Consider the following 13927-nt stretch of genomic DNA (forward strand, 5'->3'; position numbering starts at 1 on the left):
GGCGCAGCGCGCCCGCCCCCATGCCCCGCCCCCGCGTCACCCCGCTCCGGCGCACGCTCCGCCGGCCTCCGCCGCCAGCCGCCGTACGACCTCGGCGACGGCGGGGCGGTCCTGGTCCAGCCAGTCCACCTCGCCGGCCCGCTCGGGCGTCAGCCAGCGCAGGGCGTCGTGGTCCTGCAGCGGCTCGGGCTCACCGGCGACCAGCCGCGCCGTCCAGACCTGGAGGACGTGGGGCGGCGAGAGGGGCCAGACACCGGGGATCCGGGCCACCGGGACCACCTCCACGCCCAGTTCCTCGCGGAGTTCGCGCACCAGGGCCTCGGGGGCCGTCTCGCCCGGCTCCACCTTGCCGCCGGGCAGCTCCCACCGGCCGGCCAGCGCGGGCGGCGCGCTGCGCCGGGCCGCGAGCAACCTGCCGTCGCGCAGGACGGCGCCGCCGACGACAACGCGCGCCCCCGCCGCTTCCGGGGCGTGCCGGGCCTCGGGGGTGTGCGGCGCTTCCCGGGCTTCCGGGGCCCGCGGGGCGGCCTCCCGGGTGTGCGGGGCTTCCGGTCCCGCTGCCCGCCGGTCCGCCGCCCGTGTCTCCCGCGCTTCCCGGTCCCGGGTCATACGAGGTCCTCCGTCATGGGACGGACTCTACGAGCCGCGGGCCACGCGCTCGACCACGTACAGCTGTTCACCCCCGGACCGGTGGAGCCGGGCCGCGGCCTTCTCCGCCTCCACGCGGGTCGCGTAACTGCCGACGCGGTAGCGGTTGCCGTTGCCGTCCTCGCGTATGACGAGCCAGGGGAGGACCGCGCCGCCGTCACTCATCGCCGCCCCTCCCGCGCCGGGGCGCGCGAGCCCGCGCACAGGGTTCCGTTCTGTGAGGAAACAGCAGTCTGCATATGCCCGAGCCTACGCCGGGCCCTTACGGAGCGGATACGAGTTTGCACGAAGAGGCACGCATCCGGCCACCCGTTCGAGCAGGCGAATGCGTGCCGACGTCATCGCCCGGCGGGCTCCGGAGCGCGGTTCCGGGCTCCACGGCGGGTACGGAAACCCCTGGCGGGGGACGGGCCGGGACGCCCCGGGGCGCGGAAACGGGCGGCGGGGCGGCTCCCGGTGCTCATCTGACGGGGAGGTGGTACGAGAGGCGGTAGCGGTCCGCCGGGATCACCACGTCGGCCGTCTCCACCGCCCGGCCCGAGGCGAAGAATGTCCGGGAGACGACGATGACCACCCGGCCGGGCACCCCGCCCAGCACCACCGTCTCCTCCGCGAGCCCCGGGCGGGCCCCGACCTCCTCCTGGACGTTGTCCACGACCACGTCGATCGCCGCCATCCGGTCCACCACGCCGCGCCCGGCCAGCGGCCCCTCCTCGGGCAGCATCACGGGCGTGCGGCCGGTGACCGCCAGCGGCTCCCAGGAGTTGACGATCATCATCGGCTCCCCCTCGGTGCGGTAGAGATAGCGCGTGCACATGACCCGGTCGCCCGGCTCGGCACCGAGCCGCCGGGCGACCTCGGGGGACGCGGCCTCCTGCTCGCTGCGCGACTCCCACGTGCCCCGCATCCGCTCGTCGGCCTGTTCCTGCCGGAAGGGGGTGCGGTCCTCCGCCGAGCGGTACCCGGTCCGCGTGACGCGGCGCGGCTCCACGCGCTCCCGTACGTAGGTGCCCGAGCCCGAGCGGCCCTCCACCAGCCCCTCGGCCATCAGCACCTTGCGGGCCTCCAGCGCCACGGTGTCGGAGACGCCGTACTCCGCGCGGATGCGGGCCTGGGAGGGGAGTCTGGTGTGCGGCGCCAGGGCGCCGTCGACGATTTTCCGCCGCAGGTCGCCGGCGACCCTGAGATACGCGGGCTGCTCACCGAAGGACACGTGCCCCTCCCAACGGGTTGACATTCTGCGACAGCTTGGCAACCGAGAGTTGCCATCGCAAGCAAAGGCCAAAGATTCGCCCGAAGGGCTGATGCTGGGTGGGAGCAGGCATGAACGGGCCGGGCCGGGGAAGCGGCGTGCGTGCGCCGCGTGCGCCGGGTGTGCTGCGTCCACCGGGGGCTCGGGGTGGGCCCGTGCGCCGGGTGGGCACGCCCCGTCCCGCCCCGCGATGTGCGAACGGGACGGGACGGCAGGGAGAACCGGGAGCCGGGCCGCGGCCCGGCGCGGGGCGGGGCGGGGCGGGGCCCGGACGGTCCGCGACCGCGGGGCCCCGCCCGGGATCAGAACTGCAGGGCCCAGGAGTTGAGGAAGCCGGGGGTCGCGGAGGCCGGGTCGTGGACACGGAGCTTCCACACACCGTCCGCCGTCTCACCGGAGGCGTCGACCGTGTAGTGGGCGGTGCTCTCCCCCATCCCCTCGGGGCCGGTCTCCTTGAGCACGTGGACGGAGCCGCCGGGGGCCACCAGCTCGATCCGGAGACTCTCGCTCCACGCGAACCGGATGTCGACGTCGACCCCCAGATCGGCCGGGGCGCTGTCCCCGACCCCGGAGACGGCGATCGCGGACTCGGTGACCGCCGTGCCCGCGATGAGGAGATCGGCGGTGTTCTCGAACCGGGCGACGGCCGGTCCCTGGCCGCCGCCGCCCGCCTGCCCGCCGATGTGCAGCAGCCGGTCCGGCGATCCGGCGCCCGGGTTGCCCACGGTGCCGGGCACCGCCGACGAGACCAGGGTGCCGGAGACCTCCGCCGGAGCGGCCGAGGGCCGGTCGCCGAGCAGGAGCGCGGCGGCGCCCGCCACGTGCGGGGCGGCCATCGAGGTGCCGGACGCGGTGTCGGTCGCCGTGTCACCGGCGTTCGTGGCGGAGGTGATGGAGGAGCCGGGGGCGAAGAGGTCCACGCTCTCGCCGTAGTTGGAGAAGCCGGAGCGCGCCCCGGCCTTGGTGACGGCGCCGACCGTCACGGCCTCGGCCACCCGCGCCGGGGACGAAGTGGAGGCGTCCGCACCGGAGTTGCCGGCCGCCACGACATACGTCACGCCGGAGGCGATGGAGCCCCGGACCGCCGCGTCCAGGGCGTCGCTGGCGCTGCCGCCGAGGCTGAGGTTGGCGACGGCCGGCTTGACGGCGTTCTTCGTCACCCAGTCGATACCGGCGATGACGCCCGCCTCGGTGCCGGAGCCGTTGTCGTCCAGCACGCGGACGGCGACGATCTCGGCCTTCTTGGCCACCCCGTGTTCGGTGCCGGCGATGGTGGCGGCGACATGGGTGCCGTGGCCGACGCCGTCGTCGGCGGAGGTGTCCCCGTCGACGGCGTCGTAGCCGTACGAGGCCCGGCCGCCGAAGTCCTGGTGGCTGATGCGGACTCCGGTGTCGATGACGTAGGCGGTGACGCCCTCACCGGCGGAGTCGGGGTAGGTGTAGCTGGAGTCGAGGGGGAGTTCGCGCTGGTCGAGCCGGTCCAGGCCCCAGGAGGGCGGGGCGGGCTGGGTCGCCGTCGTGGTGACCGTCCGGTTGCGGTGGACCGAGGCGACGTCGGGATGGGCGGCCAGCCGCCGGGCCTGGCGCTCCGGCAGGCCGAGCGCGAAGCCGTTGAGCGCGGCGTCGTAGGTCTCGGCTATCTCGCCGCCGTACCGCTCCGCCAGCGCGCGGCCCTGCCGGGAGTCCGCCGCGGGGGCGTCCTCGTCGAGCACGACGATGTAGCTGTCCTTGACCGCTCCGGCGCCGCCGGCGCCGAGGATCTCGCCCTCCGGGGGCGGTGCGGCCGCGGCGGGCAGGGCCCAGACCGCGCCGAGGAGGAGGGCCGAGCCGGCGGCGAGGGCCGGCCGGACGGACGGGGGGACCGGGAGGGCGCGGAGCCGGGGGCGCGGGGAACGCCATAAGCGCCGGGGCTGTCGGGGCTGCCGGGGGTTGCGCATCACTGCCATGGGGGGTTCCTTCTCGGAAAGGTGCGCGGGGTGGGGTGCCGCCCGGAACCGGCGGCCGGGGGGCGCCGATACGCGGGGCGCGGCGGCGCCGGCGGACACGCACGGCCGCTCGCCGACGCAAGAGTGGCCGACCTCCGGCCCTCGCACAAGAGCGCGCCCACCCCACCGGTCACCCGCGTTTCGCCGGGAGTTCACCGCCCGGCCGGCGCCGCCGCCGTCCCGCTCACGTCCGCGCGGTCCCGCTCCCCGGCTCGCCGTCCGAACGGGAGATGACGTCCCCGGGCGCGGCCCGGATGGTGCGCGGTGCCGGCGGCTCCGCGGCGCCACCGCCGGGACCGGTCCCGTCACCCGCCTTCATCGCCCTGGCCTCGCTCTTGAGGATGCGGGCCGACTTCCCCATCGAACGCGCCAGTTCCGGGAGCTTCTTGGCGCCGAACAGCACCGCGACGGCGATGAGGACGATGGCGAGCTCGCTGATTCCGAACATCCGTGACTTCCTTTCTTCACACCGACAGTTGATCCCCGCCTGTCCGAAAACCGCCCCCGGCCGGACGGCCGCCGGGCCCCGCGCCCGCGGGAGCCCGGCCCCTGCCGCGCCCGCCGGGCCGGGGAAGCCGCGTCTTTCGGACGTTTCCCCGCCGAACCCCCCGCTCCACGGACGGGACGGCGCCGGACGCCCTATTCTTCTACACGCGTGTAGAAGATGAACAGACGGCCTGCCGGCCGCTGCCCGGAGCATGCCCCGGAGCGGTGGAACGGCGGGCGTCCGCGGACGAACCGACGGATGAACCCAGGAGGACACGGTGGCTTCGATCGACCTGGACAAGGTGCTGGACACAGCGTGGGCGGACAAGAGCCTCCCCGAGGTTCTGGCCGCACCGGTCTCGGCCCTCAAGGGCGTGTCGGACCGCGACGGCGAGTTGCTGCGGGAGGCTTTCGGCGTGCAGACGGTCGCCGATCTGGGATCGCTGAAGTACGCCCGGTGGGCCCAGGCCCTGGTGGCCCTGGACACATCGGCCACGTGACCGGGGGCCGCGCGACGGCACCGGCAGGAAACACAGGAACGGACAAGAAGGAGTGAACGCCGCCATGGTGTTCAAACGACTGCTCGGAACGCTCGGCGTCGGCGGACCGACCGTGGACACGGTTCTGGAGGACGGCGCCGTGCCGCCCGGCGGAGTCCTGCGCGGACAGGTCCTGCTGCGGGGCGGGAGCGCGGACTTCGAGATCGAGCAGATCACGCTGGAGCTGGTCGCCCGGGTCGAGGCGGAGCACGAGGAGGGTGAGCGGGAGGGCACCGTCCCCTTCGAGCGCTTCACGGTGGGCGGCGGCTTCCGGCTCGCGGAGGGCGAGGAGCGTGCCGTCCCGTTCGCCGTGACGCTGCCCTGGGAGACCCCCGTCACCGAGCTCCACGGACAGCCGCTGGGCGTGGTCCTGGGCGTGCGCACCGAGCTGGCGGTGGCGGGAGCGAAGGACAAGGGCGATCTCGACGCCCTGACGGTCCGTCCGCTGCCGGTCCAGGAGGCCGTGCTGGAGGCCCTCGGCGGGCTCGGTTTCGGATTCACCTCCGCCGACCTGGAGCTGGGCCGCATCCACGGCACGGGGCAGCAACTGCCGTTCTACCAGGAGATCGAGCTCTCCCCCGCCCCGCAGTACGCGCACGCGGTGAACGAGATCGAGGTGACCTTCCTCGCCGGTCCCGCCGGGGTGGAGGTCGTGCTGGAGGCCGACAAACGCGGCGGGCTCTTCTCCGGCGGCCACGACGCCCTGAGCCGCCACACCGTCGGGCACGACGAGGCCGGGGCGCGCGACTGGCAGGCCGAGGCCGACTCCTGGATCCGGCAACTCGTCGAGCACCGGGCCTCGTACGGGGCCCCCGCGCCCCACGGCCAGGCGTACGGCCAGGGCGTCCCGTACGGAGCCGGGGCCGGGCACAAGGACGGCCACCACCACGGCGGCCACGGTTCCGGTCCCGGCGTGGGCACCGCCGTCGCGGCCGGCGCGGCCGGCCTCGCGGTGGGAGTCGCCGGGGGCATGGTGGCCGCCGAGATCGCCGACGAGATCGGTGACGCCTTCGAGGGCGAGGACGGGGAGGAGGAGAGCGAGGAGGGCTGACCGCCCGCCAACCGGCCTGCCGCGCAGGGGACGTGCCGTCACCCCGGCACCCGGCGCCCGGCACCCGACGCCGCGCGGCTTGTACGGGGACGTAGAGATCTCCGGTGTCCGGGCCGGGTCCGTCCGGCCCGGACACCCCCCGGCTCACAGCGGGGTCGCCGCCTGGAGGACGAGGAACAGCGCCACGGCCGCGTTCACCGAGGAGAAGGCGGAGGCCGCGGTGCCCATGGCCGCCGCCCAGGCGGCCAGCCCGGCGGCCGTACGCGCCGGCGGCCAGGCGCGGGCCGGCGGGGCCGGGGCCAGCAGCGCCCGGACCCTCCGGGGAACGGGCCCCGGCGAGGCGAAGCCGGCGAAGGCCGGCGCGGGCGCCGCCGCGGAGACCAGCGCGGCCCTGCCGATGGCGCGGGCCACCAGGCGCCGGTCCCCGAGGGTGCGCGCCGCCTCCTCGTCGGCCCAGCGCTCGGCTCCGTAGAGGACCGCGGTCCGCAGGGGCCGCAGAAAGGGGTTGGCCCGGGCCGCCAGCCGGACCAGCAGCAGATAGCGGTGGTGCCGCGCCGTCAGATGCACCCGCTCATGGGCGAACAGGGCCCGGCGCTCCCGGGGCCGAAGAGCGGCCAGCATGCCCGCGGACACCACGATGCGGCCCCGCCCTCCGGGCAGCGCGTGGGCGTACGGCGTCTCGTCGGGCAGGACGGCCACCTGGGAGCCGGGCAGCCCGTCCAGGGCCCGCCGGAGGCGGCGCCGCATCCGGTGGTGGCGCCAGAGCGTCAGCGCGCAGCCCCCGGCCACGGCGTTGAGCACGGGAATGGCCGCGACCCCCAGGACCTCGTCATAGGGAACCGCCTCCCGCACCTCCGGATCGGACCAGCCGTCCGGCAGGGGGTTGCCCGGCAGCTGGGCGGTGCCGACGACCATGAGCAGAGCCAGGCAGAGCGTGCTGCACACCGCCAGGACGGCGGCGGCGCCGGTCAGCAGCAGGGTGGCCGCGCGGGGATGGAGATGCTGCTCGGCCAGCCGGGCGATGGGCCAGGCCGTCAGCGGCAGCACCAGGGGCAGGAAGACGAAGACGCCCATCACCGGCCGTCCGGTGCGCCGGCTTCCCGGTCCAGGAGTTCCCGCAGCAGCCGCTCCTCGTCGGGCGGCAGCGCGGTGACGAAGCTCGCCAGCACCGCTTCCCGGTCCCGCTCGCCGTCCAGGACCCGGCGCATGCGCAGCGCCGCGAGCCCCGCCTCGTCGGAGGACGCCTGCCAGGTGAAGGAGCGGCCGGACCGCTCCCGGGTGACGGCCTCCTTGGCGTGCAGCCGGGTGAGGATGGTGATCACGGTGGTGTAGGCCAGCCCACCGCCGAGCCGGTCCAGTACCCAGCCGGCGGTCGCGGGTCCGGGTGCCTCGCGCAGTACGGACAGCACCTGGGCCTCCAGCTCGCCCTGCCCCCGCCGCCGCGGCCGTGAACCGCCGCCGTCCGGTTCCGCCATGGCCCCTCCCTCCGCGGCCGTGCCGTCCGGCCGAGATCAACGGCCCATCGTACCGGCGCGGCGCGGGGCCGCGGAGCGTACGCCGGGCGTCCGCCGACGGCCCGCGCGGCCCGGGTCACCGGCCCGGCGGCGTCCCGTGGGCCAGCACGGCCACGTGCAGGGACGTGCGCGTCGCGGGGTCGGACAGGTCCCGTCCGAGGATGCGCTCGACCCGCGCGATGCGGTCGTAGAGCACCGGCCGGGAGATGTGCAGCGCGGCGGCGGCCGCCGTCTTGTCACCCGTCGCCAGCACCGCGCACAGCACCTCGTACAGGGCGGTGCCGTGTCCGGCGTCGTGGTCGAGCAGCGCCCCGATCTCCCGCTGGACGAAGCGGGTGACCCGGTCGTCGCCGGACAGCAGGTGGAGCAGTCCCCTCAGATGCACGTCCGCCAGGCGGTGGTGGGGACGGGCCGGGCCGTCGGGGCGCAGCGACGCGGCCACGTGCCGGGCCTCGGCCAGGGAGCGCCCGGCGTCCCGGGGCCGCCGCACCGTCTCCCCCACGGCCAGGACGGTCTCCCCGGGGGAGCCGGTACCGGCGGCGACCGCGGCGAGGAGAGCGTCGGTGTCCGCGCCCGCGGGCGGGGCGAGGAGGGCGACGACGTCGTCGGACTCGACGGCGACCAGGGCCGGTACCCCGCGCTGGCGCAGCGTCGCCACGAGGGAGTCCGCCAGGGCGGTCAGGGCGTCGGCGGCGACGTACGTCCGGCGGCGGCGCTGGACGACAGGGCGGGCGGCGAGGCCCAGCAGCGCGCGGCCGGTCAGCGGCACGCCCGCCTCGGCGCAGCGGCCGATCATTTCGTCGTCCACCGGGCGGTCGCGGAGCGCGGTGAGCAGGGCGTGGTGCGCCTGGCGTTCGACGCCGTCCCGGTGGCGTGCGTGCAGCCGGTGCAGCGCGAGGGCCGCGGCGGCGCGTTCGACGAGGACGAGGTGGCGGTGCGGGGGCGGCTGCGGGGTGACGAGCACGAGCCGGCCCCAGTCGTCGCCGCGGGAGCCGACCACGGTCACCAGCCGGCCGGCGCGGTGGTCGTAGCCGGTGCGCTCGCCGATCCGGATGCGGCGGGACCGGTCCTCCCAGTCGTGCAGCAGGTCGGAGGCGGGCCGGCCGCCGGTGTGGTAGCCGAGGATCTGGTGGTGGAAGGACTCCAGCACCACGGGGCACCCGGCGAGGCGCGCCGCCTCGGCGAGGATGTCGGCCGGTCCGGCCTCGGCCATGCTGAGGGCGGTGAAGGCGTCGTGGATCTGCCCGGCGGCGCGCAGCTCCAGCACCTGGGCGTCCACGACCTGCTCGCCGACGGCCTGGGTGACGCTGACGAAGCGCACCTCCCGGTGGAGGACGGCCAGCGGAAGCTTCTCCCGCTCACAGGCGGAGACGAGCGAGCCGGGCAGCTCGGCCGTCCAGCGCCGGCCGAGTTCCACGACCAGGCCCGCGGCCCCGGCGCGGCTGAGTTCGCGGACGTAGCGGTCGAGCCCGGCGGCGTCGGCGGGCAGGGCGATGCCGGTGGCCAGGACGAGTTCGCTGCCGCGCAGCAGGGGCGCGACCTCCGGGAGCTCCACGCAGTGCACCCACCGCACCCGGCGGGTCACCGCCTCCGCGGCGGCCACCACCTCCGGGTCGCCCTGGCGCAGTTCGGGCATGGCCAGGACGTCGGCGACGGTCGGGAACACCTCCTCGCCTCCTCCCGGTCCCGCGGCCCGGGGCCGCCTTACAGAGTGTCGGCAGATCGTGCCACATCCGACGGTGTGCAGCTACGCCCCGGCGCGTGCGGCCGGTGCAATGTGCCGCATGACCGACACACAGCAGCGCATCACCCACTGGATCGACGGCAGGCCGTGGACCGGCACGCCGGAACGCACCGGGGAGGTCTTCGATCCGGCGACCGGCTCCGTGACCGCGCGGGTGGACCTGGCCGGCGCGGCCACCGTGGACGAGGCCGTCGCGTCCGCCCGCGGCGCCTTCGCCGCATGGCGCCGCACCTCGCTGTCCCGGCGGACGGCGGTTCTCTTCGCGTTCCGCCGGCTGCTGGCCGAGCGGGCCGGGGAGGTGGCCGCGGCCATCACCGCCGAGCACGGCAAGGTGCTCGACGACGCGGCGGGAGAGGTGCAGCGGGGCCTGGAGGTCGTGGAGTTCGCCTGCGGCATCCCCCACCTGCTCAGGGGCGGGCACACCGCGGGCGTCTCGACCGGGGTGGACGTGCACGCGGTGCGGCAGCCCCTCGGCGTGACGGCGGTCATCTCGCCGTTCAACTTCCCGGCGATGGTCCCGCTCTGGTTCGTCCCCCTGGCGATCGCCTGCGGCAACAGCGTCGTCCTCAAGCCGAGCGAGAAGGACCCGTCCGCCTCGCTGCTCCTGGCCCGGCTGTGGAGCGAGGCGGGCCTGCCGGACGGTGTCCTCACCGTGGTGCAGGGCGACAAGGAGGCCGTGGACCGGCTGCTGGTCCACGAGGACGTGGCCTCGGTGTCCTTCGTCGGCTCCACACCGGTCGCCCGGCACGTGTACGAGACGGCGAGCGCCCACGGCAAGCGGGTGCAGGCGCTGGGCGGGGCGAAGAACCACATGGTGGTCCTGCCGGACGCGGATCTGGACCTCGCCGCGGACGCCGCCGTCAACGCCGGTTTCGGCTCGGCGGGCGAGCGGTGCATGGCCGTCAGCGCGCTGGTGGCCGTGGAACCGGTCGCGGACGCGCTGGTGGCCCGGATCGCCGAGCGCATCGCCGCTCTGCGGGTCGGCGACGGCCGGCGCGGCTGCGACATGGGGCCGCTGGTCACCGCGGCGCACCGGGACCGGGTGGCCGGCTATGTGGAGGCGGGCGTTGCCGCCGGCGCGGAGCTGGTGGCCGACGGCCGGACCCATCCCGTCGACGGGGACGCGGACGGCTTCTGGCTCGGCCCGACCCTCTTCGACCGCGTCACCCCGGACATGTCCGTCTACACCGACGAGATCTTCGGCCCGGTGCTGTCCGTGCTGCGCGCGGACTCGTACGACGCGGCACTGGCCCTGGTCAACGGCAGCCCCTACGGCAACGGCGCCGCGATCTTCACGAACGACGGCGGCGCCGCCCGCCGCTTCGAGGAGGAGGTGGAGGCCGGGATGGTCGGGATCAACGTGCCCATCCCGGTGCCGGTCTCCTCGTACTCCTTCGGCGGCTGGAAGGACTCGCTGTTCGGTGACACGCACGCCTACGGCCCCGACGGCGTGCACTTCTTCACCCGGACCAAGACCGTGACCACCCGCTGGCCCGATCCGCGACACCGCGGCATCGACCTCGGCTTCCCGCGGAACGACTGAGCCGCACCGAGACCAGGAGGCGACGTGAACACCCGGCACGACGCGCTGCAGGACGCCGCGGCGCACCATCTGATGCTGCACTTCTCGGCGCAGCGCATCGACGATCTGCTCGTCCTCGAACGCGGTGAGGGGCCATACGTCTTCGACACCCGCGGCAAGCGCTACATCGACGCCCTGTCCAGCCTGTTCTGCTCGCAGCTGGGCTACTCCTACGGCGCCGAGATGGCCGAGGCCGCGACCGCACAGCTCACCCGGCTGGCGTTCAACACCACGTGGGGCACCGCGCACCCGCCCGCGATCGAGCTGGCCGAGCGCCTCACCGCGCTGGCACCCGAGGGCATGACCCGGGTGTTCTTCACCTCCGGCGGCTCGGAGGCCGTGGAGGCGGCGTGGAAGATCGCACGCGAATACCACCTGGCGAACGGGGAGCCGCGGCGCACCAAGGCCATAGCCCGGGAGACCGCCTACCACGGGGTCACCCTGGGCGCGCTGTCGTTCACCGGGCTGCCGAGGTTCAAGGAGCCGTTCGGGCGGGCGCCCGTGGACGTCACGCACGTGTCCGCCACCAACGCGTTCCGGGCGCCCGACGGCGGCGACCCGGCGGCCTTCCGCACCCGCCTGCTGGCCGAGGTGGAGGACGCGATCATCGCCGCGGGCCCCGACGAGGTGGCGCTGATCATCGCCGAGCCGGTGCAGAACGCCGGCGGCTGCTTCACCCCGCCGCCCGGCTACTGGCGCGGGCTGCGCGCACTGGCCGACCGGTACGGGGCGCTGCTCATGGCGGACGAGGTCATCACCGGTTGCGGGCGGCTCGGCGAGTGGTTCGGCATCGCGCGGGAGGGCGTCACCCCCGACCTCGTCAGCCTGGCCAAGGGGCTGACGTCCGCGTACGCGCCGATGGGTGCCGTCGTCGTGGCGGAGCGGGTCGCGGCCGCGCTCACCGGCACCGGGCGGCCCCTGCGGCACGGCGTCACCTTCGGCGGGCATCCGCTGTCGGCGGCCGTGGCGCTGCGCAACATCGAGATCTTCGAGCGGGACGGCGTGCTGGAGAACGTGCGCGCGCTGAGCCCGTACCTGGAGAGCCGGCTGGCCGGGCTGCGGTCCCTGCCGATCGTCGGCGACGTGCGCGGCGCGGGCTTCTTCTGGGCCCTGGAGCTGGTCAAGGACGAGGCGAACACCCGCTTCGACGCCGCGGAGCGGGACCGGCTGCTGCGCGGCGTGCTGCCCCGGCGGCTGCGCGAGGCGGGGATCATCGCCCGGCCCGACGACCGGGGCGACAGCGTGCTGCAGATCGCGCCGCCGCTGATCTGCGACCGCGCGGTGCTGGACGAGATCGTCGACGGTCTCGCGGAGGTCCTCACGGACGTGCTCACGGACGCGCTCACGGACGCGCTCACGGACGCTGTGTGACGCAGCGCGCCCGCACGGTGGGGACGCGTTACCCAGGAATCACGATTTCGTTGCCGCAGGAAAATTCTGGCACGGAATCCCTTGTTGAAACCCATGCTGACTGCCAGGATCGGCGCTCATCCCCGGTCCAGCCGCAGCGTTCAGCGCAACAGCGGGAGAGATGCCCCATGGCCGACCAGCCTTCCCAGCAGCCGTCTCAGCAGCCGTCCGGCCGGCCGCAGTCCGACGTGACCGCCCCCTTCGCGGAGGGCGCCCAGTACATCGCGGGCCGCCGCGCCGCCGGCACCTCCGGGCACCGGCAGGCGGTCACCGACCCCGCCACCGGCGAGCGGCTGCTGGAGTACGAACTGGCCGGCCCCGCGGACGTCGACGCGGCCGTGAGCGCCGCCGGACGGGCCCTGCCCAAGTGGTCCGGCGCCACCCCGGCCGAGCGCTCCGAGGCCCTCCACCGGCTGCGGGCGGTGCTCGACGGCCGGGCGGAGGAGCTGGTGCGGGCGGAGTCGCTGCAGTGCGGCAAGCCCGTGCGGCTCTGCCGGGAGTTCGACGTACCCGGATCGATCGACAACGTCGCGTTCTTCGCGGGCGCCGCCCGCCGTCTGGACGGCATGGCCGCCGCCGAGTACAGCGGCGACCACACCTCGTACGTCCGCCGCGAGCCGCTCGGCGTCATCGGGTCCGTCGCCCCCTGGAACTACCCGCTCCAGATGGCCGCGTGGAAGATCCTCCCGGCCGTCGCGGCGGGCAACACCGTCGTGCTCAAGCCCTCCGAGCTCACCCCGCTCACCTCGGTGATGTTCGCCGAGGCCGCGCGCGAGGCGGGCCTGCCCGACGGGGTGATCAACATCGTCAGCGGAGCGGGGCCCGGGGCCGGGGAGCACCTGGTGGGCCACCCCGACGTGGCCATGGTGTCCTTCACCGGCTCCACGGCCGTCGGCAAGCGCGTGGCCCGGCTCGCCACCGAGGGCGTCAAGCGGCTCCACCTGGAACTCGGCGGCAAGGCGCCGTTCGTGGTGTTCGACGACGCCGACCTGGAGGCGGCCGTGCACGGCGCGGTGGCCGCGGCCCTCATCAACTCCGGCCAGGACTGCACCGCCGCCACCCGGGCCTACGTCCAGCGGCCGCTGTACGAGGCGTTCACCGCGGGCGTGGCCGACCTGATGGGCATGGTGGTCCTCGGGGACCCGTCGGACCCGGCGACCGACCTCGGGCCGCTGGTCTCGCACGCGCACCGCGACCGCGTCGCGGGATTCGTCGACCAGGCCCGCGCCGACGGGGCCCGTGTCACCACCGGCGGCCGCGCCCCGGGCGGCGACCTCGCCGCCGGCGCCTACTACCTGCCCACGCTCGTCACCGGCGCGGCCCAGCACAGCGAGATCGTGCAGAGCGAGGTCTTCGGCCCCGTCCTCACCGTGCTGCCCTTCGACGCGGAAGACGAGGGCCTCGCGCTGGCCAACGACACCCCCTACGGCCTGGCCGCCTCCGTCTGGAGCCGGGACGTCTACCGCACCGGGCGCGGCGCGCGGGAGCTGCGGGCGGGCTGTGTGTGGGTCAACGACCACATCCCCATCATCAGCGAGATGCCGCACGGCGGTTATCGCGCCTCCGGCTACGGCAAGGACATGTCGGCCTACTCCTTCGAGGAGTACACCCAGGTCAAGCACGTCATGTCCGACACCACCGGAGTGGCCCGCAAGGACTGGCACCGCACCGTCCTCGCCCTCTGAGGACCCCGATCAGCCACCTCCCCCTTTCCGA

General features: G+C 75.2%; 13 protein-coding genes. 5 read left to right on the forward strand and 8 right to left on the reverse strand.

The genetic code is table 11. The features are described 5' to 3' along the window. Positions 1 to 36: 36 nt before the first annotated feature. The 5 genes from LIX60_RS10630 to tatA form a co-directional block, all read right to left on the reverse strand. Complete coding sequence (locus LIX60_RS10630) at positions 37 to 426, reverse strand: NUDIX domain-containing protein (RefSeq protein WP_227962706.1); 390 nt, start codon at positions 424 to 426, stop codon at positions 37 to 39. 210 nt (positions 427 to 636) lie between these two features. Further along, complete coding sequence (locus LIX60_RS10635) at positions 637 to 813, reverse strand: SPOR domain-containing protein (RefSeq protein WP_227958214.1); 177 nt, start codon at positions 811 to 813, stop codon at positions 637 to 639. Between the two features lie 295 nt (positions 814 to 1108). Further along, entirely contained in the window at positions 1109 to 1861 is a 753-nt protein-coding gene (locus LIX60_RS10640; protein ID WP_227958215.1) for a GntR family transcriptional regulator, read from the reverse strand. Between the two features lie 341 nt (positions 1862 to 2202). After that, a complete protein-coding gene (locus LIX60_RS10645; RefSeq protein WP_227958216.1) occupies positions 2203 to 3846 on the reverse strand; it encodes a S8 family peptidase in 1644 nt (547 codons plus the stop codon). Positions 3847 to 4069: 223 nt separating this feature from the next. Continuing rightward, complete coding sequence (tatA, locus tag LIX60_RS10650) at positions 4070 to 4333, reverse strand: twin-arginine translocase TatA/TatE family subunit (protein ID WP_227958217.1); 264 nt, start codon at positions 4331 to 4333, stop codon at positions 4070 to 4072. A gap of 316 nt (positions 4334 to 4649) precedes the next feature. On the opposite strand from tatA, the gene LIX60_RS10655 reads away from it, so the two are divergent. Further along, a complete protein-coding gene (locus LIX60_RS10655) occupies positions 4650 to 4871 on the forward strand; it encodes a hypothetical protein (RefSeq protein ID WP_227958218.1) in 222 nt (73 codons plus the stop codon). 64 nt (positions 4872 to 4935) lie between these two features. After that, positions 4936 to 5961, forward strand: a complete 1026-nt coding sequence (locus tag LIX60_RS10660) for a sporulation protein (RefSeq protein ID WP_227958219.1) — start codon at positions 4936 to 4938, stop codon at positions 5959 to 5961. Positions 5962 to 6105: 144 nt separating this feature from the next. Here LIX60_RS10660 and LIX60_RS10665 read toward each other — a convergent pair whose 3' ends face one another. From LIX60_RS10665 to LIX60_RS10675, 3 genes are all read right to left on the reverse strand, one after another. Then, the gene (locus LIX60_RS10665; RefSeq protein WP_227958220.1) at positions 6106 to 7035 is read right to left on the reverse strand and encodes a M56 family metallopeptidase; all 930 of its coding nucleotides are present in this window, start codon (positions 7033 to 7035) and stop codon (positions 6106 to 6108) included. After that, positions 7035 to 7436, reverse strand: coding sequence for a BlaI/MecI/CopY family transcriptional regulator (locus LIX60_RS10670; protein ID WP_227958221.1), 402 nt, complete (start codon positions 7434 to 7436; stop codon positions 7035 to 7037). The genes LIX60_RS10665 and LIX60_RS10670 overlap by 1 nt, the downstream gene beginning before the upstream one ends. Positions 7437 to 7551: 115 nt before the next feature. After that, positions 7552 to 9141 (reverse strand): PucR family transcriptional regulator, encoded by a 1590-nt coding sequence (locus LIX60_RS10675; protein ID WP_227958222.1) that lies wholly within the window; start codon positions 9139 to 9141, stop codon positions 7552 to 7554. A gap of 118 nt (positions 9142 to 9259) precedes the next feature. Here LIX60_RS10675 and LIX60_RS10680 point away from each other — a divergent pair, with 118 nt between their 5' ends. From LIX60_RS10680 to LIX60_RS10690, 3 genes are all read left to right on the forward strand, one after another. Beyond that, entirely contained in the window at positions 9260 to 10762 is a 1503-nt protein-coding gene (locus tag LIX60_RS10680) for a CoA-acylating methylmalonate-semialdehyde dehydrogenase (protein WP_227958223.1), read from the forward strand. A 24-nt stretch (positions 10763 to 10786) separates the two neighbouring features. Further along, positions 10787 to 12172: an aspartate aminotransferase family protein gene (locus LIX60_RS10685; RefSeq protein WP_227958224.1), complete on the forward strand. Its 1386-nt coding sequence runs from the start codon at positions 10787 to 10789 to the stop codon at positions 12170 to 12172. Positions 12173 to 12339: 167 nt separating this feature from the next. Further along, the gene (locus LIX60_RS10690; protein WP_227958225.1) at positions 12340 to 13896 is read left to right on the forward strand and encodes a gamma-aminobutyraldehyde dehydrogenase; all 1557 of its coding nucleotides are present in this window, start codon (positions 12340 to 12342) and stop codon (positions 13894 to 13896) included. The last annotated feature ends 31 nt before the right edge of the window (positions 13897 to 13927 follow it).

The sequence above is a fragment of the Streptomyces sp. S07_1.15 genome (genome assembly GCF_020739505.1).
GTDB lineage: Bacteria > Actinomycetota > Actinomycetes > Streptomycetales > Streptomycetaceae > Streptomyces > Streptomyces xinghaiensis.

Excerpts from the sequence above, each read along its gene's own strand:
- LIX60_RS10635 (WP_227958214.1), bottom strand. The coding sequence starts at position 813 with ATGAGTGACGGCGGCGCGGTCCTCCCCTGGCTCGTCATACGCGAGGAC.
- LIX60_RS10645 (WP_227958216.1), bottom strand. The coding sequence starts at position 3,846 with ATGGCAGTGATGCGCAACCCCCGGCAGCCCCGACAGCCCCGGCGCTTA.
- tatA (WP_227958217.1), bottom strand. The coding sequence starts at position 4,333 with ATGTTCGGAATCAGCGAGCTCGCCATCGTCCTCATCGCCGTCGCGGTG.
- LIX60_RS10660 (WP_227958219.1), top strand. The coding sequence starts at position 4,936 with ATGGTGTTCAAACGACTGCTCGGAACGCTCGGCGTCGGCGGACCGACC.
- LIX60_RS10665 (WP_227958220.1), bottom strand. The coding sequence starts at position 7,035 with ATGGGCGTCTTCGTCTTCCTGCCCCTGGTGCTGCCGCTGACGGCCTGG.
- LIX60_RS10670 (WP_227958221.1), bottom strand. The coding sequence starts at position 7,436 with ATGGCGGAACCGGACGGCGGCGGTTCACGGCCGCGGCGGCGGGGGCAG.
- LIX60_RS10680 (WP_227958223.1), top strand. The coding sequence starts at position 9,260 with ATGACCGACACACAGCAGCGCATCACCCACTGGATCGACGGCAGGCCG.
- LIX60_RS10690 (WP_227958225.1), top strand. The coding sequence starts at position 12,340 with ATGGCCGACCAGCCTTCCCAGCAGCCGTCTCAGCAGCCGTCCGGCCGG.